A 20,886-nucleotide genomic window follows, 5' to 3' on the forward strand; every position below is an offset into this window, starting at 1 on the left:
CGTGCTGTATGAACTCGAGGCATTCGCGGGGCACTTCCCGGTCGCACCGGCCGCCGCCTTCGGGCGCGCCGCGCGGATCCACCGATGATGGGCGAGGGAATGGGACGTTTGTTCGGCACCGACGGAGTCCGCGGGCTTGCCAATGGATCACTGAGTCCGGAACTGGCGCTACAGGTTTCCGGGGCGGCGGCGCAGATCCTGAGCCGCGGCAAGGAGCGCCCGCTCGCTGTGGTCGGTCGCGATCCACGCGCCAGCGGCGAGATGCTCGAGGCCGCGGTGACCGCAGGCCTGACCGCCGCAGGCGTGAATGTGCTTTCGGTCGGGGTACTTCCGACACCCGCCGTGGCATATCTGACCGGTCTGTACGACGCCTGCCTCGGCGTCATGATCTCGGCTTCACATAATCCCATGCCGGACAATGGGATCAAGATCTTCGCGGCGGGCGGGCACAAGCTCGATGACGCGATCGAAGACCGGATCGAGGCGCTGATCGCCCAGGGCGCGCCACTGCGTCCGGTCGGCGCGGGGATCGGTCGGGTATTGAATGCATCAGGCGCCAGGGACCACGGACAGGTCATCCCTGATCAGTACAGCGTGGCCGGAACGCATGAGCGCTACGTCGAGCATCTGGTCGAGGCGACCGGGCAGGATCTGTCCGGGCTGACCGTCGTGGTCGACTGCGCGCACGGCGCGGCTGCCGAGGTCGGTCCTGCCGCGTACCGCGCCGCCGGAGCCACGGTGGTCGCGATCAACGCCGAGCCGGACGGCCTGAATATCAACGACGGTTGCGGCTCGACGCATCTCGACCAGATCCAGCGCGCGGTGTGTGAGTACGGCGCGGACCTCGGCATCGCACACGACGGCGATGCCGACCGCACCCTGGCCGTCGACGCCAACGGTGCGATTGTCGACGGTGACGCGATCCTGGCCGTTCTCGCGCTGGCCATGCACGAGACCGGCTCGCTCGTCCAGAACACCTTGGTCGCCACCGTCATGAGCAACCTCGGTCTGCACATCGCGATGCGCGAAGCTGGAATCACCTTGCGTACCACCGCCGTTGGCGACCGGTACGTCCTCGAGGAGTTGCGTCGCGGCGGTTACAACCTGGGCGGCGAACAGTCCGGCCACGTGGTGTTCCCCGATTACGGCACCACCGGCGACGGCATCCTCACCGGATTGAAACTGATGGCTCGTATGGCGCAGACTCGCCGCACGCTGGCCGATTTGGCTTCGGTGCTGCAGACCGTGCCACAGGTGCTGGTGAACGTTCCGGTTACCGACAAGGCCACGGTCGCTGCGGCCCCCGAAATCCGTGAGGCGGTAGCGGAAGCCGAACGGGCCCTCGGTGACTCCGGGCGGATCCTGTTGCGCCCCAGTGGAACCGAGCAGCTGGTCCGGGTGATGGTCGAGGCCACCGACCCGGTTCAAGCCCAGCAATTGGCCGAGGATCTGGCTAAGCGCGTCGCCGCAGTGTAGTTGGGTCAGCGGCACGATCGGCCGCGCGTCCCGGCGTCGCACACCGCATCAAAGCTGCGCGCTCGGCATGACAGCCGCATGGCCGCTGGGCTCGAGTGGCTGCTGCGTGCTCGCGCGCGGCGAGTTGTCCACAGCGAATCGCTTATCCACAGACTTTCTGGTTTGCACTGGTCAGGTGCTGAGGGCGGCGTTTGGTTTCGCCGATAGTTGGCGTATGCGACCAGGCCTGGAAGAAGTACGGGATAAGCAATTCGGGGTATTCACCGCATGGCAGGTGCTGTGCGAGTACACCCGCGCGGAGATGCGAACCTTGCTCGACCGAGGCGAATGGGTCCGGGTCTTCCGCGGCGTCTTCCGCGAGGCAACCACCCAACCCTCCGCGCAACTCCGCGTCGAGGCAGCCCGACTATCCATGGGGGTACCAACCCTTGTCGCCGCCTATCACACCGCCGCCGAACTGCACGGTCTCGCAATACCGCATAGCCAATCCACCCACGTACTGGGCATTCGGGATTCGCGCTCCTGCCGCCTTCTCGTGCATCGCGACCACGTCGACAAAGCCGAACTAGAACTGATCCACGGCATAGTGGCCACAAACCCCACCCGCACCGCGATCGACCTAGCCCGCACCGCCCACCGCCGCGAAGCCTTGGCCACCCTGGAATCCGCACTGTGCCTGGGCATCTCCCGCGCAGCACTCGCCACCGAACTCCAACGCCACCACAGACGCCGCGGCTACACCCAAGCCGCTGAACTGATCACCCTGACCGCCCCCGAGCCCAAATGCCCCCTCTCCACCCGCCTGGAATGCACCAGTACCGGACTGAGCTCGCTGCGATTCACTGATCCGCTCCGGAAAACCGGCATTCCATCTCCGACTCGACACGCTCCCGATCGGCGCGACTGAGCCCCGTGGCTGGAAATCATGGGCACCGGCATGCTCTTAGCTTTCGGTGAGGTGGCCGTTGCTCATGTGCCAGCGGCGGGTCGCGGTGATCGAGTCGAGCATGCGGCGGTCATGGGTCACCAGAAGCATGGTGCCTTCGAAGGATTCGATGGCCTGCTCGAGTTGTTCGATGGCGGGGAGGTCGAGGTGGTTGGTTGGTTCGTCCAGGACCAGCAGGTTGACGCCGCGGGCTTGGAGCAGGGCGAGGGCGGCACGGGTGCGCTCGCCGGGGGAAAGGGTTTCGCAGGGGCGCAGGACATGTGGGCCACGGAGGCCGAATTTGGCCAGCAGGGTGCGGACCTCGGCGTCGGGCCACTCGGGCATTTCAGCGCTGAAAGTTTCTGCGAGGGCGGTACTTCCGCTGAAGAGCCCGCGTGCCTGGTCGACCTCGCCGATTTCCACGCCGGAACCCAGCGCGGCCGTTCCGTTGTCCGGCTGGGTTTTTCCGAGCAGCAGGGCCAGGAGTGTGGACTTACCCGAACCATTGGCGCCGGTCAGCACGATGCGGTCGGCCCAGTCGACCTGGGTGGTGATCGGGCCGAGCTCGAAATCCCCTCGGGTGAGGGTCGCATTCGACAAAGTGGCGACCACCGAGCCGCTGCGTGGGGCCGCGGCAATGGACATGTGCAGCTCCCACTCCTTGCGCGGCTCCTCGACCACATCCAAGCGCTCGATGCGCCGTTGGGTCTGGCGGGCCTTGGCGGCCTGCTTCTCGGTGGATTCAGCGCGCATCTTGCGGCCCGCCTTGTCGGAGTCGACCTTCTTGGGGTCGCGGGCTTTTCGGCGCGCATTGCGAACGCCGTGCTCGAGCCAATTGCGCTGCATTTGGGCGCGGGACTCGAGACCGGCCTTGGTGTCGGCATACTCCTCGTAGGCCTCGCGCGCGTGCTGGCGGGCGATCTCGCGCTCCATCAGATACGCCTCGTAGCCGCCGTCGTAGATCCCGACCCGCTGCTGCGCGAGATCGAGTTCGACGATCCGATTCACGGTGCGCGACAAGAACTCTCGGTCGTGACTGATGACCATCAGCGGTACCCGCACGCCGGTCACGAACTGTTCCAGCCGGGCGAGACCATCAAGATCGAGATCGTTGGTCGGCTCGTCGAGCAGCAGAATGTCGAAGCGAGACAACAGGACCGATGCGAGTCCCGCTCGGGCCGCCTGGCCGCCGGAAAGTCCGGTCATCGAGGTGTCGAGGCCGTTCGGCAGGCTTTCCGCGAGTCCGAGATCCGCCGCGACCTCCTCTGCGCGCTGATCCAGATCGGCACCACCGAGCGCGAGCCAGCGCTCCAGGGCCGGTGAATATTCGTCCTCGCCACCGTCGGCCAAACGTTCGGCCGCAGCATCCATTTCGCGTTGTGCTTCGGCGACACCTGTTCGGCGGCCGAGGAATTCGAGCACCGTCTCCCCGGCAATCCGCTCGGGCTCCTGCGCCAAATACCCGACGGTGGCGTCGGGCGGGGACAACGTGATACTGCCGGTGGGTGTCGATCGGTTCGCGAGCATGCGCAGCAGCGTCGACTTGCCGGCACCGTTCATGCCGACCAAACCGATCACATCACCCGGCGCGAGGGTGAAATCGAGGTCGTCGAACAGGGTGCGTTCGCCGTGGCCCGCGGACAGTCCGCGCGCGTGCAGAGTGGTGCTCACCAGCATGAGTCTGCCGTGTCGGTGCCGCACGTCAGCACCGCGGGTCCGTGCTCGGGGTTACACCCTGAGTCCATAGCCTGCGGAAATCAGGGTCGGGATAGGTCATGCGACCGATGTCAGGCGCGATTTACCCCGGCAGAGTTGATGTCGTACCGCACATCACCAGAGAGGGAACACAATGACCGCCCCCGCGCCCACCCGCCGACTCAACCGCTCCCACAACGACAAGTGGATCGCCGGCGTCTGCGGCGGCATCGCCGAATACTTCGGCTGGAACGCCAACGTCGTCCGGTTGCTCTTCGTGCTGTCCTGCCTGCTCCCGGGTCCGCAGTTCGTCGTGTATCTGGTTCTGTGGCTGATCATTCCGAAAAAATGATCCCCGATAAATAGGGGCTGGGAGCTGCGTCCGGGACTCGCGGATGACACTATGGACCGGTACCCACCGATCGACCGCCGTGTCACCCACACGAGTCCCGACCAGGAGGAGTCATGATCACCTCAGGTGAATTCCCGGGCATGGATCTACCCGGCATCGACGCATCCTCTTCCCTGGACGGCCTCGGTGAAGTCGAACTGCACCATCCGACCCAGGACATCGACGGCGACGGCACCCTCGACACCATCACCACCACCGGCCCCGAGGCCATGCAGGTCTGGACCGACTGGGACCACGACGGCTTCGCCGACCAGGTCACCGTGGTCGAGAAGGACGGCGATTACTCCGCATGGGAGTTCCATCGGCATCCGGATGGAACCTCGGAGTGGGTGCGGACCGATCAGGGGAAGATCGGACACTAGTCGCTGAGCGGTATCGATTTTTGGCGCAGCCTCGTTCGCCGGGTGAGGCCGTCCCGAATCGACTCGGTGACATCTAGCCGTAACTGTCGGACTGCCTCGACGCCTTCGCTGTCCGGCTGACCCCAATTACACTGTCGGACAACGGCCTCCACATCCCAGATCTTCGTGGGCCCACCCGGCCGTAGGCTGCGATGACCCGTGCGGTTCATGTGCGGATCATTGGAACCTGCGGAACCCTGCACCCGCTGACCGCCACGGCTGTGGTGATGCTCTCCTCGATGGCCCATTGTCCGTTGTAGCTGGTTCGCCCAACCAGTAGATTCTGCTGACAGAATCAGCCGACGGATCCGATGGAACCGAACGTCAGCCGCGTGCGTCGAAGGAAGTATGGCGGCATCAGTGTCGCGAGCTGAAGTCGGTCTGGTCGGCAACCGGAGAAGGAGGGGACTGGATAGTGGGCGATTCAAGCATGCTCGGCGTCAAGACTGGGGAACTCGGGCGATTCGCAAATGACCTCGGAGGTTCGGGCCAAGCGGTGCGAAATCGCGCCAAGGATGTGGCCGACTATTTGTTCGGGCCTGCCGATGCTGGTGAAAACTACCACGACCGTGGGAAGAAGATCCAGGACGGACTGGAGAAGATCTACACATGGTTGGGTAATTGGTCCGAGGCAACATTGGCGACGTCGGACGTTATCGGGGCGTCGGTTGTCAAGTACTCGAGTACTGACGACGAAAACTCTCGCGATATCGCAAAGATCGGCAATGACAAAAAATCGTAGCTGCGTTCGAGCAGTCGAGAAGTAGCCCGAGGGGGTCGTTAGTATGGCATTTGAGGTACCTGCGAACGGATCGGTCGAACAATATCTCGACATCGGCTCCCGAGCTCTGCTGTACTTCGAGTACTTCCAGCCGCGCTATAAACGCGCTTTTGGAGGTAATTTGCCAGCCGATTTTCCAGACTATTCGCAACTCCATAAGCGCTATTACGAGCAGAACGGGTTGAACGAAGACAAGCTCCTGAACACCTCGACAAAGCTGCAGGTGGTGCTCCAGGAGTGCGGAACGCAGTTGGATGCTCAGCGTGGATACGCGAAGACAATGCCGACGCTCTGGTCAGGGGAGGCTGGAACTGCGGCGCTTGACATGCTGAACAAACAGATAGGTCAAGCGGACGCGAATTGGAAAGCAGCGGGGGATGCATGGAAGTCCATCGCAGGCGCTTTCGAAGGCCTGCGTGCGGCCGCGAAAATCAAAGCCGAGGCCGTCCGTTATATCCTCGAGAACGGCGACGGTATTCGTATCGCGGAGAAGACGCCAGAGGATATTGATGACATTATCTCCGGCACGAGTATTGCGGTAAGTAACGGTTGGCAAAGTAATAGCTTGCTGAGCAAGCTGCGCAGAATCTTTCCTGATCTACAGGGGGGATTCGATGCTTGGACGGCGGATAACGTTCTCGGAATTCTGCCGGGATCCGATTACCAGCAGCACATTCAATCGCGCTGCAGGCACTGGCTCGACAATGTCTTCAAACCTGATTATGCGGCCAAGATCAAGATCTTCACTGATTCGTGCGACTCGGCAGACCGCGGTGTCAAGCAGGTATACGACAAAATTATCCAGGATCTGGACAAGGTCTCGGATGCCCGGTACGACCGCCCGGCAGGAGTGCCGACCGAGGCTCCGGGCACTCCAGGTACTCCCGGTACGCCAGGCACCCCTGGGACTCCAGGGTCACCCGGCACTCCCGGTACGCCGGGCACTCCCGGTACGCCGGGCACTCCCGGTACGCCGGGCACAACGAATCCGACTTCGACGAACACCACTACGGCGAGCAGCCTCCTGTCGGGGTTGTCATCGTTGACGTCGGCAGCTTCGCAATTGACATCGCTCGGCGAGTCTGTGAGTCAAGGTCTCACCTCATTGGGTACCTCGATCAAGGACAGCGTCGACAATGCGATAGAGCAGCTGACGAAGGCCTTCGAGACAACGGAAACCGAGGACAAGGACGGCGACGGCAAGCCGGACGGGGACACGAACAAGACCGCAGCCGAGTTCGACCTGGGTGGAAAGCATGTGAAGGTCGAGATAGGTGCGGATGGTCAGCCAAAGCTCGTGATGACCGACAGTGACGGCAAATCGCATGAGTACGGCGTGACGCTGGATGACAATGGCAATCCAGTCATCTCCACCGACGGATCGAACGGGAACGACGACAAATCGACCTCCACTGACAAGCCCGATACGGGAACTCCGGCTACCGACGACAACAACGGCGGCAGTCCAGGTACCGTGCCGGGCGCCCCCTCGGCTGGCAAGCAGGAAGAGGACGGCGAGCATAAACCTCAACTGGTGCCGGAAGCAGATCCGCAACCGGAAGAGCCTGCCGACAGCGGTGCCGAACTGGCGGAGGCGGGGCCGCTGTGAAGTCGGTCCGCGCCAACGTGATCGGTAACCGTCGAGGAGGGGTGTCATCGTGAACTATTCGGACGAAATGGAACAAATCGTCGAGGAGATCCGTCGACGGTCAACGATGCTGCTGGACGAGTTCGAGGAGATCAATAGGCGGACCGCCGACAAGGACCGTGAACTCGCCGAACAGTCCGCCATAGAAATGAGTCGGTTTTGGGAAGACCATGCCGAAGAGCTAGCGAAGGCAAAGGCTGAGGCGGAAGAGAAGGAGCGGCTCGAGGTCGAGGCGCAGACCGAGCGAGAGCGCCTGGAGGCGGATGCCCGCGAGCAGCGTGAGGCGATTGCGCGGTCGATTGCGGCTCGCAAAGCACACGATGTTGTGACCCCCATCGACGAGGAGGGCGACGAGGAGTCCGAGTATTACCGCCGTCAGAGCTGGTTGATCTGAGGATTGCCGGGGCTACCAGCGGTCTTCTTCGGCTTCGCGGAGGCGTTGGGTTGGTTGGTTGATCGCCGGGTTCTTGTGTTGGGTTGTGCCGCCGAAGATTTGGGCGCGGATCGTCGAGCTCGTGAGGGTGTGCACGGCGAGTTGGATCTCTTCGAGTTCGTCGGGGGAGTAGCGCTCGCGCATGGTGACTCGGTGGGTGTCGAAGTCGTCGCGGTAGGCGAAACGGCAGGTGTAGCGGAGTGGATTGGGGAAGCGGCCGTTCGCTGGGCTGAACCACGGTGCGGGCGAAATCATCTGGCTCCCTGGGGCATTCAGCCATCTGGAGATTCCAATCGATCGTGCAGGTGGTTCGTGACCGAGTGCGGCGCGTCCGTGGCGTTTCAGCCCACAAGTTTCGGTTTCGCCGCGGCTCGCTCCGGCCGCGCCGACGATTCAGGCCTGCGAATGCGTCGTGCGGCTGGCCGGAGCGGGTGGTTGTGCGGTGGCCAGGTGCGGACTGGTGGGGACGGTGGGTCCGGATCTTTTGCCGATTGCGCCGCCGGGGACGTGCGCGCGATCTCGCCCTGGGTTCTCGCTGCTGGTCAAGGGTCCGCAACCTGGTCGAACACCCGGAATGCCAACGGCCCGTTGACAGTCCGCATCGCACAGCGCTACCGTCTAATCGGAATCGGAATCGGATTCCGGTTCATTGATTGACCGATAGGACTCCCAATGACCACCCACTGGACCCTCCCGCGAATCCTTGTCGGCGCCGTCCTCCTCAACACCCTCATCGGCCCGCTCCTCGCCGACCTGGTCATCCCCGACGTCGCCGACCTCCACCTGCACAACCCCGCATGGCCTCCGCACGCCAAATTCCACGACGCCCAATACATCGGCATGGGCGCACTCATCGGTGCGATCGGACTGGTGGTCCTGTGGCAGCGATCGGGAAACCTCCGCGCCCAGTTCTTGCTGGCGGCCGCACTCGGATCGGTCACCTGGCTGGCCATGTTCGGCGCGCTGCTGTTCCCCGGCACCGCAGCTCAGGACCCCGAGCACGCGGCCGACGCCACCAGGGTCATCGGTATGGACCCGCAACTATTCATCGCCTTGGTAATGCTGATTGCCTTGACGCTAGCGATCGTTGTCGAGCGCACCCGCGCACCGATCCGGGGCTAACCTACGGCCAGCAGACAGGGAGATCGATGACCGACCGCAAACTCCGCACCGACGCCGCCCGCAATCGCGACCAGGTCCTCGCCACTGCGACGGCGCTGTTCGCCGCACACGGTGACGAGGTGCAGATGGCCGATGTGGCACGTGCCGCGGGGGTCGGGGTCGGCACCGTCTACCGGCATTTCCCGACCCGCCGGGCCCTGATCGAGGCGGCCGCGGAACAGCGTTTCGCCGGAATTCTCGAGCATGTGCGACGCACCTGCCTCCCGAATCCGGATACGCGGCAGGCGCTGGCCGGTTTCCTCGGCCATGTCGCCGAAGTGCACGAGCAGGGGCGTGCGCTGTCCGGCACCATCGAATCGGTACTGGGCGATACCGAACCGCGCGGTACGGTCCGCGACGACCTGGCCGAACTCGGCGCGGAACTGCTGGCCAGGGGGCGAGCCGATGGCAGCATTCGCGCGGATGCGACCGTCGCCGACCTCTATATGATCGTCGGCGCGGTCGCCACGATCAGTCGCGACGGATTCGGCGACTGGCGGCGGTTCATCGAGCTCGCGCTCGACGGCCTCCGGCCATGATCACTTGCGCAACAGCTGTGCGAGCTGCAGGACCGAGAGCTTCGGCTTCTCCTCCTCGTGCGGCGCTTCCGGATCGATAACAGTGGTGTGCGGGATAACCGCTTCCGGATCGGAAAACGCGGCATACGTCTTGTCGCGCAATAGTTTGTGCAGCAGGTATCCGGTGAGCAGGGCCCGCGTGGTCCGCGCCGTCTTGGACTCATGCTTGCCCGCACCCAACGCGGCCAGCGCACGCCGCCCTTCGACAATGCCGTTATGTGACGCCCCGTCGACTGCCCGCAACACCACCGGTCCGGCCCATGCTGCGGTCAGCGGGATCGCATTCGAGCTGACCGATTCGATATCGGTCGCCCCCGCCAACACCAACGCGGGCGTGTCGATATCGGTTGCGATGGTCTCGGCGGACGGCGCGGTCGGAGCGGGGTAGAGGGCGGCAACGGCGGCGACCCGACGCTGTCCGGCGGCGATCACCGCGGCGCCCGCGCCCATGCCGTGTCCGGCCAGCGCCAGCCGGTCCGGATGCACGCTGATCGTGCCGTCGCCGAGCCGGACGCTGGTGCAGATATCGAGCGTGGTCAGCAGATCGGTGGCCAATCCGAGGTGTGACGGAATCGGCCCCCGCTCGGTATCTGGGGCGGCGGCCACAAAACCCCAGGACGCCAGGTGTTCGAGCGTGGCGCGATAGTTCGCGGCGCCGGTCAGCCAGCCATGGCCGAAGGCGATCGCGGGTAGATTCAGTCCGGACTCTGGGGTGAACACCACGCCGGGCTGACCGGCGATGGCGAGATTGCCGCGCAGTACGCGGTGGGGCCCCCGGCTGGTCAGGGTGCTCACGAGTGATTTCACAGACGCCGACACGACGTGAACGTTATCCGATAAGTACTCTGATGAGCCATGTGCGGAATCGTGGGATACGTCGGATACCGGGATGCCCTCGGCGTTGTCGTTGACGCGTTGCGCCGCATGGAATATCGAGGATACGACTCGGCAGGCGTCGCGATCCTGGATGGCGTGGGCGTGTTGGCGGTGGAGCGCAAGGCGGGCAAACTGGCCAATCTCGAGGCCGAACTCGCCGAAATCGGGACCGACCACTTCGCCGGGACCACCGGCATGGGGCACACCCGCTGGGCCACCCACGGCGCGCCGACCGACCGCAACGCCCATCCGCACCGCGACACCACCAACAAGGTGGCCGTGGTGCACAACGGCATCATCGAGAACTTCGCGCCGCTGCGTCGGGAGCTCGAGGACGCCGGTGTCGAACTGAGCAGTGATACCGACACCGAGGTCGCCGTGCACTTGGTGGCGCGCGCATATGCCGAGGGACCGACCGCGGGTGATTTCGCGGCTAGCGCGCTGGCCGTGCTGCGTCGGCTGGAGGGTGCGTTCACGCTGGTCTTCACCCATGCCGACCACCCGGACGTCATTGTTGCCGCCCGCCGCTCGACGCCGCTGGTGGTCGGTGTCGGCAAGGGTGAGATGTTCATCGCCTCCGATGTCACCGCCTTCATCGAGCACACCCGCGAGGCCGTCGAGCTCGGCCAGGACCAGGCCGTCGTGATTACCGCCGACACCTACACGGTCACCGACTTCGCCGGCAACGACGGCTCGGCGCGGACCCGACCGTTCACCATCGACTGGGATCTGGCCGCCGCCGAGAAGGGCGGGCACGACTTCTTCATGCTGAAGGAGATCGAAGAGCAGCCCGCCGGTGTCGCCGATACGCTCATCGGCCACTTCACCCACGACGAGGCCGGTGGCCGGATCGTGCTGGACGAGCAGCGCCTCGCCGATCAGGAACTGCGCGACTTCGACAAGGTATTCGTCGTCGCCTGTGGCAGCTCCTATCACGCCGGACTATTGGCCAAGTACGCGATCGAGCACTGGACCCGGCTGCCTGTCGAGGTCGAGTTGGCCAGCGAATTCCGTTACCGCGACCCGGTTCTGGACCGGTCCACACTGGTAGTGGCGATCTCACAGTCGGGCGAGACCGCCGACACTCTCGAGGCGGTTCGGCACGCGAAGGAGCAGAAGGCGCGCGTGCTCGCCATCTGCAATACCAATGGCGCACAGATTCCGCGTGAGTCCGACGCGGTGCTCTACACCAGGACCGGACCGGAGATCGGTGTCGCGTCCACCAAGGCATTCCTGGCGCAGGTGGCCGCGAACTACCTGGTCGGGCTGGCCTTGGCGCAGGCACGCGGCACCAAGTATCCGGATGAGGTGGCGCGCGAGTTCGCCGAACTCGAGGCGATGCCGCACCTGGTGCAGCGGGTATTGGATACCGCTCCGCAGGTGCGCGCGATCGCCAGGGAACTGGCGCACGTGCCGACCGTGCTGTTCCTCGGCCGCCACGTCGGCTATCCGGTGGCGCTGGAGGGTGCGCTCAAGCTCAAGGAACTCGCGTACATGCACGCCGAGGGATTCGCGGCGGGTGAGCTCAAGCACGGCCCGATCGCACTGATCGAGGAGGGGCTGCCGGTGATCGTCGTCATGCCCTCACCCAAGGGGCGCGCGGTACTGCACTCGAAGCTGCTCAGCAATATCCGTGAGATCCAGGCCCGCGGCGCCCGTACCATCGTGATCGCCGAGGAGGGCGATGACACGGTGCGTCCGTTCGCCGACGACCTCATCGAAATCCCTTCGGCACCAACGCTTTTCCAGCCGCTACTGTCGACCGTTCCGCTGCAGATATTCGCCGCCGAAGTGGCTCAGGCTCGCGGGTACGACATCGATAAGCCGCGCAATCTGGCGAAGTCCGTCACCGTCGAATAGCGAGAAGGCTCGTATATGTGCTGTCGGCGGGGGAGTTGCGGTGGCTTGCTCGACAGGACGGCGGTGAAACCTTCGCCAAGGGCGAGGGCACTGCGGCGAGAGCGGAAGCCTGTGCTGCGCCGTTGCGGCCTGGATGTAGTTCGGCGTGGACAGTCGTGACCGGCGACGATCGATCAGCGCCGCCGGTTACGAGGTCTTCAGGACCGGTTAGCCGCGACGAGGGTTTCGGTTGTCTCGCTTGGCGTTTCGGCACCGCGACGTTCGAGATTGCCCGACATGACCGCCAGACCCAGCGCGCTCACGACCAGGATGACTCCAACCCAGTTGGGTGAGGTGTACCCGTATCCCGCGGCGATGACAACGCCGCCGAGCCAGGCGGAGATCGCGTTGCCGAGGTTGAAGGCGCCGATATTGAGGGCCGAGGCCAGGGTCGGCGCATTGCCTGCCTGGTCGAGGACGCGCTTCTGTAGCGGCGGGACGGTCGCGAAGCCGAGGGCGCCGATCAGGACGACGGTGATGGCTGCCGCGACCGTGTTGTGTGCGGTGAGCGTGAACAGTGCGAGCACCAGCGCGAGGCCGCCGAGGGTGGTGTAGAGCATCGGCATCAAATGGCGGTCGGCGAATTTGCCGCCGATCAGATTGCCGAGGAAGAAGCCGATGCCGAACAGGACAAGCAGCCAGGTGACCGAACTCTCCGCATAGCCGGTGACCTCGGTCATCATCGGTGCGAGGTAGGTGATCGCGGCGAAGACGCCGCCGAAGCCGAGCACGGTCATGGCCATCGAGAGCAGCACCTGCGGGTTGGTGAGTACGGCGAGTTCGTGACGTAGGCGCGCGTCATGAGGCGCGGGCTGTTCCGGCACCAGCGCGGTGACACCGATCAGACCTGCCAAGCCGACCAGTGCGACGAGGAGGAAGGTGAGTCGCCAACCGAACTGCTGGCCGAGCAGGGTGCCCAGCGGCACACCGACGATGGTCGCGACGGTCAGTCCGGTGAACATCATGGCGATCGCACCGGCCTTGCGATCCGGGCCGACCAAATTTCCGGCGACCACCGATCCGATGCCGAAGAAGGCGCCGTGTGCGAGCGAGGCAACGATGCGTCCGGTCAGCATGAGACCGAAAGTCGGTGCGAGCGCGGACAATACATTGCCCGCGATCAGCAGCAACAGGCTGACGAGCAGCATGCGCTTGCGGGATACCCGGGTGCCGAGCCCGGTCATGATCGGCGCGCCGACCAGCACGCCGAGCGCATACCCGGTGACCAGCAGACCTGCCGTGGGGATCGACACCGTGTAGGTGTCTGCGATGTCGGGCAGCAGTCCGACGACAACGAATTCGGTGGTGCCGATTCCGAAGGCCCCGAGTGTCAGGGCGAGTAGTGCGAGCGGCATGAGCGCGAGCCTCCACGTGATGTTGCACCTGAGCTTTACAAGCGTCAACAATAATTGCAGACGCGTGTTAATTGCAAACGCGGGCTATTGCGCACGTCATCTATCCTGGACGTACGAGCCCCGATGCGAAGGAACGTCATGACCGCGGATGCCGCCCTGACCGGCCTGGCCGATGGTTGGTACGCACTGTCGCTGCTGCACGATCGGATCGAGGCGCATATCGAACGCGCCCTGCAATCCGGTCATGAGCTGAGCGTGCGCGAGTTTTCGCTGCTCGTCGTGCTCAGCCGCCAGCACGACGGACCCGGCGGTCACCTGCGTATGAATCAAGTCGCCGAAGCCGTGGTGCTCAGCCAGAGTGCGACGACCCGCCTGGTCACCCGCCTCGAAGACCGCGGCCTGCTACAGCGCTACCTTTGCCCCGACGATCGCCGCGGCATCTACACCGACGTCACCGCCGCGGGCCTGGAACTACTGACCCGCGCCCGCCCCACCCATGACACCGCCCTGTCCAGCGCTCTGGGCCAAGCCGCCGCCGACCCCGAACTTGCCCCGCTGGTCGCCGCCGTGGAAGCGATGAACACCAACGCTGCCCGGATCCCGCAGGCGTAACCTTTCGTCGGCGCGCCAGTGACGGGCACACTGCCCCTCCCGCTGGTCGCATGTGCCTGCTGCCATGGGGCGAGTGGTCCGAACCGGCTCAACATGGTTCGCGGGTTGAACGACGTGATGATCCGACCCCCACGCTCGGCTCGGAACGTGTATCGAGTGTCATGGTCGGTGCCAGCGGGGGTGTGACCGTGGCGGAGACGTCTGGGGGATCTGGCCCGGCTACTTCGATGGTGATGGTGCGGCTCAGGATAGGTCGTCTGCGCTCACGCCGGAATGTATATCGGGCGGCAGATGATGCCCCTGCGGTGGTTGGGCCGTGATCGTGGCAAAGAGGCATTCTGCTGGGGCTGTGCTTGCGGGCATCATCTGTTCAACTTCCCATCATCCCGCTGTGGAAGGCTGGCTCGACGTTGGTGTGCGGAAATGCCTTCGTGCTCGATCCATCCGAGCGCGATTACCCCTGCATCTGCGCTTTCGGAGAGCCGGAGAAGGCGGCTCGGCTATTCGACGGTGACGGTGCCGCGCATCTGAGGATGCAGGGAGCACAGATAGCGGTAGGTGCCGGGGGCGAAGAAGGTGTAGCTCCATTCGCCCTTGTCGAAGATCGGGCTGTTGAGGCCCATGGCCTTATCGCCGATGCCCTGGACGGTGTGGGGGACGGAGTCCTTGAATTTCCAGGTCACGGTCTCGCCGACCTTGACGGTGACATCGGCGGGGGAGAACTTCATATCCGTGACGCCGACAGTGACGGCGGCGGGTTTCGAATCGCCGGACTTGGTGGGGGTCGTCGTGTGGCCGGACTTCGCGGTGGTCGATGTGGCGGTCGAGTTCGTATCGCCGGAGCCGCAGCCTGTCAGCAATAGCATCGCAGCCAGGACGGATCCGGTTGCGATCCGGGTGGACATCGCGCGGCGCACCATCGGCATGACCGCCAAGCGTAGTCTGCTGACGGTGCGGGTCCGCGAAGCGCCATGGCGTTGCCGCTTCGGCGTATCCCGTACCAGCGGAACCGCAGTGCCCGATCGACGCAGTGGAGGCGAGCGTTCATGTCCAGCCAGCGGGGCTATTTCACCGCAGATGAAGTGCGCGCGGCAGAGGCCGAGCTGTTCACCCGCGTCCCCGAGGGTATGCCGATGCATCGGGCGGCCTACGGATTGGCGACGGTGGTCGCGAGCGAGTTGCGGGCGCGGACCGGTGGTATCACGGGCAGGTCGGTATTGCTGCTTGTCGGTTCCGGCGATAACGGCGGGGACGTGCTCTGGGCTGGATCGATGCTCCGCCGCCGCGGCGCCGCTGTCACTGCCGTGCTGCTGAATCCGGAACGCGCGCACGCGAAAGGCCTTGCTGCCCTGCGCAAGGCAGGCGGTCGGGTCCGAACTGCATCGGATGTTCTGCGTGCCGATGGCGCGAACTACGAAATCAATTCGGCTGCACCCGACCTCGTGATCGACGGCATCGTCGGCATCTCCGGCCGTGGCCCCCTCCGTCCAAGCGCCGCGGAACTCGTTGCCGCTCTGGATGTTCCGATCATCGCCGCCGATCTCCCGAGCGGAGTCGATCCGGACACCGGCGCGGTCACCGGCCCTGCTGTCCGCGCTGAGGTCACGGTCGCATTCGGCGCTTATAAGCCGGTGCATGCCATGGCCGCGCCCTACTGCGGCCGAATCGAATTGGTACCCATCGGTTTACGACTACCCGAACCGAATCTCGCGGCGCTGGAGCCAGCGGAGATCGGTGCGCGGTGGCCGATTCCGGGACCAACCGACGACAAGTACACCCAGGGCGTCACCGGTATCTGCGCGGGCAGCGCGACGTATCCCGGCGCCGCTGTACTGTGCACCGGCGCCGCCGTCGCGGCCACCTCCGGCATGGTTCGCTACGCCGGAACCGGCTCGGCCGAGGTCCTCGGCCATTTTCCCGAAGTAATTGCCGCCCAGACCATCGCGTCCACCGGCCGAGTGCAGTCCTGGGTATTCGGCCCTGGCGCCGGTACCGATACCGACGCCCACAAACGACTTGCCGAAATCCTCGCAACCGACCTTCCTGTCGTCGTCGACGCCGACGGCCTGACTTTGCTCGCCAGCGACCCCGACCTGGTCCGCAGCCGCACCGCCCCCACTGTATTGACCCCGCACGCAGGCGAATTCGCCCGCCTGACCGGACAAGAGCTCGGCCAGGACCGGGTAGCCGCCGTCCGCGACCTCGCCGAATCCTGGCAACTGACCGTCCTGCTCAAAGGCCGAGCCACCCTCATCGCCAGCCCCGGTCGCCCCGTACTCGTCAACGAAGCAGGTGGTTCCTGGGCCGCCACCGCCGGTGCGGGTGATGTCCTGTCCGGCATCATCGGCGCCCTCCTCGCCGCGGGCTACGACCCCGCCTGGTCCGCCGCCGCTGCCGCCCGCGTCCACGCCCTCGCCGCCAACCTCGCCGCCCATGAAAACCACCCATCCGCCGCCCCCACCTCCGCATCCCCTCTCCTCGACCACCTGCGTGCGGCAATCCGCACCTTGCGCACGGTTGCGGGGAAGTGACGCGCGCCGGCCCACTTTCATTGCCGCCTCGATGGCCTCGCGGTATGCGCTGGTCTCGGCGTCCGGCGTCCGGCGTCCGGCGTCCGGCGACCGGCGACCGGGAACGGGACAGGCAGCAGGGAACGGGACCGGCGACTGGCAACCAACGACGTCCACGCCTTCGCCGCCCATGAGAACCACATCTCCGTGCCTTCTCTCCTCGACCATCTGCGTGCGGCAATCCGCACGTTGCGCCCGGTTGCGGGGAAATGACGCGCGCTGGCCCGGCCCGCTCCTTCATTGCCGCATCGGCGACCCCGGCGAGATGCACTGGTCTCGGCAACCGCAACCGGCGGCCTCTATGCCATCGCCGCCCATGAGAACACCCACCTTCGCGTCTGCTCTCACTCGACCACCTTCGTGCGGCAATCCGCACCTCACCCACGCTCGACACGAAGTGACGTGTGCTGGCCTGGACGCCACTTCGACGACCCACCAGACGCGCTGGTCTCGGTAACCGCGCGGCCGTTCGCGTTCTACCTGCGCTCGCCGCCAACTGCCGCTGCCGCCTCGTCATCACGCGTCGTGCGCGCCCTCCCCCCTTGGACATGAACCGACGCCCTCGCGCGAGCCAGTCGCCGAATGGCAGGATCACTAAGCGTGGAGGCGCAAGTGGAGACGGTTATCGATCTGGATGCCATTGCCCACAACGTGCGGGTCCTGCGTGAATATGCGGGGGATGCGGCGGTGATGGCGGTGGTCAAGGCCGACGGCTACAACCATGGCGCCGTCGAGGTCGGGCGGGCCGCGCTGGCGGCAGGAGCGGCGGAACTCGGGGTCACCACGGTCGCCGAGGCGGTGCAGTTGCGCACCGCCGGGATTGCCGCCCCGATCCTGTGCTGGCTCAATAATTCCGATGCCGACTTCGGCGCCGCGATCGAGCAGGATATCGAGATCGGCGTCTCCTCCCTGGAGCACCTGCGTGCGATCGAGGTCGCGGCGCGCGCAACCGGCCGGACCGCGGTCGTCTCGCTCAAGGTCGACACCGGCCTCAACCGCAACGGCATTGCACCGTCCGAATACCCGGCGGTGCTGGTGGCCTTGCGCACGCTGGTGGACGAACAGGTGGTGCGATTCCGCGCGATCTTCTCCCACCTCGCACACGCCGACGAGCCGGAACACCCCTTCCTCGACGTCCAGCGCGACCGCTTCGTCGAGGCCATCGCCGCCGCCAAGGAGCACGGCCTCGAACCAGAACTGGTGCACCTCGCGAACTCGGCCGCAACGGTGACCCGCCCGGATCTGGCCTTCGATATGGTCCGGCCCGGTATCGCGATGTACGGACTGACCCCGATACCCGAACTCGGTGAGTTCGGTCTGCGCCCGGCGATGACTTTGCAAGCGCGAGTCGCCTTGGTCAAACAGGTCGCTGCTGGTGAGGGCGTTTCCTACGGCCACGAGTGGATCGCACCGCACGACACCACCGTGGCCCTTATCCCCGCCGGATACGCTGACGGTGTGTTCCGCCCGTTGAGCAACCGCTTCACGGTGTGGCTCGGCGGCGCGTTGCGCCCCAATGTGGGGCGCATCTGCATGGACCAGTTCGTCGTCGATCTGGGCGACAATGCCGCAGGCGTCACCGAGGGCGACACCGCGATCTTGTTCGGCGCGGACCAACCCCGCGCCCAAGACTGGGCCGATCTGCTCGGCACCATCCATTACGAGATCGTGTGCGCGCCGCACGGCCGGGTGGTGCGGCGCCATATAGGGGGAATCCGATGAGATCAGTCGTCCGGGGCGGACTGGCAACCGCCGGTGTGGTCGCCGCGCTGGCCGGTGCCCACGCTTTGCGTCGCGCCGGTGCCCGCGTGCTCTGGCCCGCTCGCGTCGATGAATATCGCGACGAGAACTTCGCCCTGCTCGACGAGGACCGTTCCGGTGCGGTGCTCACCGAAGACGGTGTGCGCCTGGCCACCCGGGAATGCGGTCCGCCCGATGCTCCGGTCACCGTGATCTTCGTGCACGGCTTCTGCAACACCATGGAGTCCTACCACTTCCAGCGCCGTGATCTGGAAAAGCGTTGGGGCGCAAGCGTTCGCCTGGTCTTCTTCGATCTGCGCGGCCACGGCCGCTCCGGCACCCCGACTACCGACAGTTGCACTGTCGCCCAACTCGGTCGCGATCTGGCGTCCGTTATCGAGGCGACCGCCCCGACCGGTCCGGTCGCACTGGTCGGTCATTCGCTCGGCGGCATGGCGGTGCTGGCCGCGGCGGCGCAGTTCCCGGAGTTGTTCGCGGCGCGAGTGATCGGAGTCGGACTGCTCTCGACCGCCGCCGCCGAGGTCACCTCGGCGGGCATCACGCAGTTGCTGCGCAATCCGGCCGTCGACGGTTTCCGCTTGGCCGTGCACACCGCCCCCGCATTGGTGCAGGCCGGGCGCAGCACCGTCGGGCATGTGATCACGCCGATACTGCACGTCAGCTCGTTTCACGGGGACGTAGGTCCCACCCTCTCGCGCTTCACCACGCTCATGATCGACTGCACACCCGTCGAAACGATCGTGAGATTCCTGAAGGCAATCGAACTGCACGACGAATCGGCCGCACTGCCGACGCTCGCGGGCCTGCCGGTGCTGGTGATGGGCGGCGCGCACGATGTCGTCATCCCGTTCCGAAATGCGCGCGCGCTGGCACGCGAATTGCCCGATTGCGAACTCGTCCGCCTTGATGACGCCGCGCATATGGCGCATATGCAATTCCCGGATATCGTCAACGCCGCACTCGACCGGCTGCTCATGCGCGCCGGCGTGATCGAGGACACCCCATCAACCGCGGAGGTCGCCGGTGGCTGAACGGCAGCAACGGATTCTGCCCACGGTCGCCGACACCGAGGCCTTCGGTCGCGAACTCGCCGCCGGATTGGATGCGGGTGATCTGGTGGTACTCGACGGGCCGCTCGGCGCGGGCAAAACCGCCCTGACTCGCGGCATCGCCGAGGGCCTCGGTGTGCAGGGCCGGGTCAGCTCGCCGACCTTCATCATCGCCCGCCAGCATCGGGCCGGACAGCGCCAGGGCGCCGCGCCGGTGCCGCTGGTGCATGTGGACGCCTACCGACTCGCCGGCGATCTGGACGAACTGGACGCCCTCGATCTCGACACCGATCTGCATCAGGCAGTCGTGGTGGTGGAGTGGGGCAAGGGTGTCGTGGAACACCTCGCCGAGCGACACCTGTACGTGCTGCTCTCGCGCGAACCGAATTCCGAAGTCCGCACCGCGATCTGGGAATGGGTCGGCTAGCTCGCGAAATGGTGGATGTTCCTTGCGCCATAACGACCGAGTAGCTCCGCACCGCGCGCAGGTACCACCCGGTATCGTTGGGTCAATCATGCTTGTATTAGCCGTCGACACCGCGACACCCGCCGTAACAGCGGGATTGGTCGAACTGGAGCAGGCCGCATCCGGCACCGTCGCCCCGGCGCGGGTGCGCACCCTCGCCGCTCGCGTCCGAGTCGACGCCCGCGCCCACGCCGAGGTGCTCACCCCGCAAATCCTCGAATGCCTCTCGGAGGCAGATCGTTCCAGGGCCGATATCGAGGCCGTCGTGGTCGGCATCGGGCCGGGTCCGTTCACCGGACTGCGGGTCGGCATGGCGACCGCCGCCGCCTTCGGTGACGCGCTCGGCGTCCCGGTCTACGGCGTATGCAGCCTCGATGCGATCGCCGCTGACGCGGTGCTCGAACCCTCCCTGCTGCCGGACATCACACCCGAGAGCGAACTGCTCGTGGTCACCGACGCGCGCCGCCGCGAAGTGTATTGGGCTCGCTACCGTGACGGATATCGCATCGACGGCCCAGAGGTGAGCAAGCCAGGTGACCTGGATCCCGTACAGGCCACCATGATCGCAGGATCCGCCTCGCACGTCGACCTGTTCGACCTGCCCGTGCTTCCGGCCGAGACGCCGTCGCCGGCCGGTCTGGTGCGAGTCGCGGCTGCCGAACTGCTGGCGCGCACCGTGCCGGAACCGTTGGTCCCGTTGTACTTGCGCAGACCGGATGCGGTCGAACGCAGCTACCGCACGCTCGACCGGACGGGAGCGTGACGGCCGTGCAGCCGAGCAGATCCGT

At 65.5% G+C, this 20,886-nt stretch carries 21 protein-coding genes; 16 read left to right on the plus strand and 5 right to left on the minus strand.

Features of this window, described 5'->3' with window-relative positions; all coding sequences use genetic code 11:
• The first annotated feature begins 99 nt into the window (after window positions 1–99).
• Together glmM and AB0J47_RS16805 are read left to right on the plus strand one after the other, a co-directional pair.
• On the plus strand, window positions 100–1,476 hold the full coding sequence (gene glmM, locus AB0J47_RS16800) for a phosphoglucosamine mutase (protein ID WP_364346536.1): 1,377 nt from the start codon (window positions 100–102) through the stop codon (window positions 1,474–1,476).
• 214 nt (window positions 1,477–1,690) lie between these two features.
• Window positions 1,691–2,383 carry a hypothetical protein gene (locus tag AB0J47_RS16805; protein ID WP_364346244.1) on the plus strand — a complete coding sequence of 231 codons (693 nt, stop codon included), beginning with the start codon at window positions 1,691–1,693 and terminating at the stop codon, window positions 2,381–2,383.
• Between the two features lie 36 nt (window positions 2,384–2,419).
• Here AB0J47_RS16805 and AB0J47_RS16810 read toward each other — a convergent pair whose 3' ends face one another.
• On the minus strand, window positions 2,420–4,072 hold the full coding sequence (locus AB0J47_RS16810; RefSeq protein ID WP_364346246.1) for an ABC-F family ATP-binding cassette domain-containing protein: 1,653 nt from the start codon (window positions 4,070–4,072) through the stop codon (window positions 2,420–2,422).
• A 178-nt stretch (window positions 4,073–4,250) separates the two neighbouring features.
• Here AB0J47_RS16810 and AB0J47_RS16815 point away from each other — a divergent pair, with 178 nt between their 5' ends.
• The 5 genes from AB0J47_RS16815 to AB0J47_RS16835 all read left to right on the plus strand — a co-directional run bounded on the left by AB0J47_RS16815 (window position 4,251) and on the right by AB0J47_RS16835 (window position 7,732).
• Entirely contained in the window at window positions 4,251–4,448 is a 198-nt protein-coding gene (locus AB0J47_RS16815; protein WP_364346248.1) for a PspC domain-containing protein, read from the plus strand.
• Window positions 4,449–4,561: 113 nt separating this feature from the next.
• Complete coding sequence (locus AB0J47_RS16820) at window positions 4,562–4,870, plus strand: DUF6802 family protein (RefSeq protein WP_364346250.1); 309 nt, start codon at window positions 4,562–4,564, stop codon at window positions 4,868–4,870.
• Window positions 4,871–5,324: 454 nt separating this feature from the next.
• On the plus strand, window positions 5,325–5,651 hold the full coding sequence (locus tag AB0J47_RS16825) for a hypothetical protein (protein ID WP_364346252.1): 327 nt from the start codon (window positions 5,325–5,327) through the stop codon (window positions 5,649–5,651).
• 43 nt (window positions 5,652–5,694) lie between these two features.
• Window positions 5,695–7,299 carry a hypothetical protein gene (locus AB0J47_RS16830; protein ID WP_364346254.1) on the plus strand — a complete coding sequence of 535 codons (1,605 nt, stop codon included), beginning with the start codon at window positions 5,695–5,697 and terminating at the stop codon, window positions 7,297–7,299.
• Window positions 7,300–7,366: 67 nt separating this feature from the next.
• Window positions 7,367–7,732, plus strand: coding sequence for a hypothetical protein (locus AB0J47_RS16835; RefSeq protein WP_364346256.1), 366 nt, complete (start codon window positions 7,367–7,369; stop codon window positions 7,730–7,732).
• Window positions 7,733–7,744: 12 nt separating this feature from the next.
• Here the strand turns inward: AB0J47_RS16835 and AB0J47_RS16840 are convergent, their stop codons facing one another.
• Complete coding sequence (locus AB0J47_RS16840; RefSeq protein ID WP_364346258.1) at window positions 7,745–8,026, minus strand: hypothetical protein; 282 nt, start codon at window positions 8,024–8,026, stop codon at window positions 7,745–7,747.
• Window positions 8,027–8,443: 417 nt separating this feature from the next.
• Here AB0J47_RS16840 and AB0J47_RS16845 point away from each other — a divergent pair, with 417 nt between their 5' ends.
• The gene (locus tag AB0J47_RS16845; protein WP_364346260.1) at window positions 8,444–8,893 is read left to right on the plus strand and encodes a DUF6640 family protein; all 450 of its coding nucleotides are present in this window, start codon (window positions 8,444–8,446) and stop codon (window positions 8,891–8,893) included.
• Window positions 8,894–8,919: 26 nt separating this feature from the next.
• Window positions 8,920–9,471 carry a helix-turn-helix domain-containing protein gene (locus tag AB0J47_RS16850; RefSeq protein WP_364346262.1) on the plus strand — a complete coding sequence of 184 codons (552 nt, stop codon included), beginning with the start codon at window positions 8,920–8,922 and terminating at the stop codon, window positions 9,469–9,471.
• On the opposite strand, the gene AB0J47_RS16855 is transcribed toward AB0J47_RS16850, so the two are convergent.
• Complete coding sequence (locus AB0J47_RS16855) at window positions 9,472–10,329, minus strand: dienelactone hydrolase family protein (protein ID WP_364346264.1); 858 nt, start codon at window positions 10,327–10,329, stop codon at window positions 9,472–9,474. It lies immediately after the preceding gene.
• A 36-nt stretch (window positions 10,330–10,365) separates the two neighbouring features.
• Between AB0J47_RS16855 and glmS the strand changes: the two genes are divergently transcribed.
• Window positions 10,366–12,246: a glutamine--fructose-6-phosphate transaminase (isomerizing) gene (glmS, locus tag AB0J47_RS16860; protein ID WP_364346266.1), complete on the plus strand. Its 1,881-nt coding sequence runs from the start codon at window positions 10,366–10,368 to the stop codon at window positions 12,244–12,246.
• A gap of 197 nt (window positions 12,247–12,443) precedes the next feature.
• Here the strand turns inward: glmS and AB0J47_RS16865 are convergent, their stop codons facing one another.
• A complete protein-coding gene (locus AB0J47_RS16865) occupies window positions 12,444–13,640 on the minus strand; it encodes an MFS transporter (protein WP_364346268.1) in 1,197 nt (398 codons plus the stop codon).
• Between the two features lie 138 nt (window positions 13,641–13,778).
• Between AB0J47_RS16865 and AB0J47_RS16870 the strand changes: the two genes are divergently transcribed.
• A complete protein-coding gene (locus AB0J47_RS16870) occupies window positions 13,779–14,252 on the plus strand; it encodes a MarR family transcriptional regulator (RefSeq protein ID WP_364346270.1) in 474 nt (157 codons plus the stop codon).
• A 500-nt stretch (window positions 14,253–14,752) separates the two neighbouring features.
• Here the strand turns inward: AB0J47_RS16870 and AB0J47_RS16875 are convergent, their stop codons facing one another.
• Window positions 14,753–15,178, minus strand: coding sequence for a cupredoxin family copper-binding protein (locus AB0J47_RS16875; protein ID WP_364346272.1), 426 nt, complete (start codon window positions 15,176–15,178; stop codon window positions 14,753–14,755).
• Between the two features lie 120 nt (window positions 15,179–15,298).
• Here AB0J47_RS16875 and AB0J47_RS16880 point away from each other — a divergent pair, with 120 nt between their 5' ends.
• The 5 genes from AB0J47_RS16880 to tsaB all read left to right on the plus strand — a co-directional run bounded on the left by AB0J47_RS16880 (window position 15,299) and on the right by tsaB (window position 20,861).
• Window positions 15,299–16,783 carry an NAD(P)H-hydrate dehydratase gene (locus AB0J47_RS16880; RefSeq protein ID WP_364346274.1) on the plus strand — a complete coding sequence of 495 codons (1,485 nt, stop codon included), beginning with the start codon at window positions 15,299–15,301 and terminating at the stop codon, window positions 16,781–16,783.
• Between the two features lie 621 nt (window positions 16,784–17,404).
• On the plus strand, window positions 17,405–18,544 hold the full coding sequence (gene alr / locus AB0J47_RS16885; RefSeq protein ID WP_364346276.1) for an alanine racemase: 1,140 nt from the start codon (window positions 17,405–17,407) through the stop codon (window positions 18,542–18,544).
• On the plus strand, window positions 18,541–19,614 hold the full coding sequence (locus tag AB0J47_RS16890) for an alpha/beta hydrolase (protein ID WP_364346278.1): 1,074 nt from the start codon (window positions 18,541–18,543) through the stop codon (window positions 19,612–19,614). The genes alr and AB0J47_RS16890 overlap by 4 nt, the downstream gene beginning before the upstream one ends.
• Entirely contained in the window at window positions 19,607–20,059 is a 453-nt protein-coding gene (gene tsaE / locus AB0J47_RS16895) for a tRNA (adenosine(37)-N6)-threonylcarbamoyltransferase complex ATPase subunit type 1 TsaE (protein ID WP_364346280.1), read from the plus strand. The genes AB0J47_RS16890 and tsaE overlap by 8 nt, the downstream gene beginning before the upstream one ends.
• A gap of 88 nt (window positions 20,060–20,147) precedes the next feature.
• A complete protein-coding gene (gene tsaB / locus AB0J47_RS16900; protein WP_364346282.1) occupies window positions 20,148–20,861 on the plus strand; it encodes a tRNA (adenosine(37)-N6)-threonylcarbamoyltransferase complex dimerization subunit type 1 TsaB in 714 nt (237 codons plus the stop codon).
• The last annotated feature ends 25 nt before the right edge of the window (window positions 20,862–20,886 follow it).

The organism is Nocardia sp. NPDC049737 (assembly GCF_040674755.1).
Classification (GTDB): domain Bacteria; phylum Actinomycetota; class Actinomycetes; order Mycobacteriales; family Mycobacteriaceae; genus Nocardia.

Bases quoted from the DNA above. Each gene is read 5' to 3' on its own strand.
- glmM (WP_364346536.1), top strand. From the start codon at position 100: ATGGGACGTTTGTTCGGCACCGACGGAGTCCGCGGGCTTGCCAATGGA.
- AB0J47_RS16805 (WP_364346244.1), top strand. From the start codon at position 1,691: ATGCGACCAGGCCTGGAAGAAGTACGGGATAAGCAATTCGGGGTATTC.
- AB0J47_RS16815 (WP_364346248.1), top strand. From the start codon at position 4,251: ATGACCGCCCCCGCGCCCACCCGCCGACTCAACCGCTCCCACAACGAC.
- AB0J47_RS16820 (WP_364346250.1), top strand. From the start codon at position 4,562: ATGATCACCTCAGGTGAATTCCCGGGCATGGATCTACCCGGCATCGAC.
- AB0J47_RS16830 (WP_364346254.1), top strand. From the start codon at position 5,695: ATGGCATTTGAGGTACCTGCGAACGGATCGGTCGAACAATATCTCGAC.
- AB0J47_RS16835 (WP_364346256.1), top strand. From the start codon at position 7,367: ATGGAACAAATCGTCGAGGAGATCCGTCGACGGTCAACGATGCTGCTG.
- AB0J47_RS16840 (WP_364346258.1), bottom strand. From the start codon at position 8,026: ATGATTTCGCCCGCACCGTGGTTCAGCCCAGCGAACGGCCGCTTCCCC.
- AB0J47_RS16845 (WP_364346260.1), top strand. From the start codon at position 8,444: ATGACCACCCACTGGACCCTCCCGCGAATCCTTGTCGGCGCCGTCCTC.
- AB0J47_RS16850 (WP_364346262.1), top strand. From the start codon at position 8,920: ATGACCGACCGCAAACTCCGCACCGACGCCGCCCGCAATCGCGACCAG.
- glmS (WP_364346266.1), top strand. From the start codon at position 10,366: ATGTGCGGAATCGTGGGATACGTCGGATACCGGGATGCCCTCGGCGTT.
- AB0J47_RS16865 (WP_364346268.1), bottom strand. From the start codon at position 13,640: ATGCCGCTCGCACTACTCGCCCTGACACTCGGGGCCTTCGGAATCGGC.
- AB0J47_RS16870 (WP_364346270.1), top strand. From the start codon at position 13,779: ATGACCGCGGATGCCGCCCTGACCGGCCTGGCCGATGGTTGGTACGCA.
- AB0J47_RS16875 (WP_364346272.1), bottom strand. From the start codon at position 15,178: ATGCCGATGGTGCGCCGCGCGATGTCCACCCGGATCGCAACCGGATCC.
- AB0J47_RS16880 (WP_364346274.1), top strand. From the start codon at position 15,299: ATGTCCAGCCAGCGGGGCTATTTCACCGCAGATGAAGTGCGCGCGGCA.
- alr (WP_364346276.1), top strand. From the start codon at position 17,405: ATGGCAGGATCACTAAGCGTGGAGGCGCAAGTGGAGACGGTTATCGAT.
- AB0J47_RS16890 (WP_364346278.1), top strand. From the start codon at position 18,541: ATGAGATCAGTCGTCCGGGGCGGACTGGCAACCGCCGGTGTGGTCGCC.
- tsaB (WP_364346282.1), top strand. From the start codon at position 20,148: ATGCTTGTATTAGCCGTCGACACCGCGACACCCGCCGTAACAGCGGGA.